Raw genomic sequence first — 799 nt, 5'->3', positions numbered from 1 at the left:
CCCGCTTCCCCGCGCAACTGCAGACAACCCTCGTGCAATGCCCAGTAACCGTGCATGCGCCCGCGCCGCCGCTGGCCCGGATGTTCGAGACGCCGGAGGGTGCGGAACGGCCCGCCGTGGGCGCGATGGACGACGTCAACGACCTGGTCGCGGCCAACGCCTATTCCGCCGCGAATTGGCTGGCGCTGAACTGCCGGCGCCACATGGAGTTGTATGGGACCACCAAGCAACAGCTGGGCTGGGTCGCCCTGAACGGCAGGCGCAACGCCGCCCTGAATCCGCGCGCCGTGTATCGCGACCCGATGACGATGGCCGACTACCTGAGCGCGCGGCCGGTCTCCACCCCGTTCGGCCTGCTGGACTGCGATGTCCCGATCGACGGCTCGATTGCGGTGGTGGTCTCGCACACGGATTACACCCGGGATTGCCCCCATCGCGCGGTGGCGGTGGAGGCGATCGGCGGGTCCGACGGCGCCGGGGGCTGGTTCCACCGCGACGACTACCCGAAGATGGCGATGTCGGACGCGACGGCGCAGATGTGGTCGCGCACGGACCTGAAGCCGGCCGACCTCAAGGTCGCCGAGTTGTACGACGGCTTCACCTATCTCACCCTGGCGTGGCTGGAGGCCCTCGGGGTCTGCGGTGACGGGGAGGCCGGGCCGTTCGTGGAAGGTGGCGCTCGGATCGCCCGCGACGGGGACCTTCCCCTCAACACCTACGGCGGCCAGCTGTCGGCGGGGCGCATGCACGGTTACTGGGCATTGCACGAGGGTTGTCTGCAGTTGCGCGGGGAAGCGGG

1 protein-coding gene is annotated in these 799 nt (G+C 69.6%); it reads left to right on the top strand.

Features of this window, described 5'->3' with window-relative positions:
- Positions 1 to 799 (top strand): thiolase family protein (locus tag A5704_RS24235; RefSeq protein ID WP_197508531.1); only part of this gene is annotated, 799 nt, incomplete at both ends.

It is taken from the genome of Mycobacterium sp. E735 (assembly GCF_001666955.1).
Taxonomy (GTDB): domain Bacteria; phylum Actinomycetota; class Actinomycetes; order Mycobacteriales; family Mycobacteriaceae; genus Mycobacterium.
The sequence above is the reverse complement of the archived record's forward strand: the minus strand, read 5'-3'. Positions and strand labels throughout refer to the sequence as shown.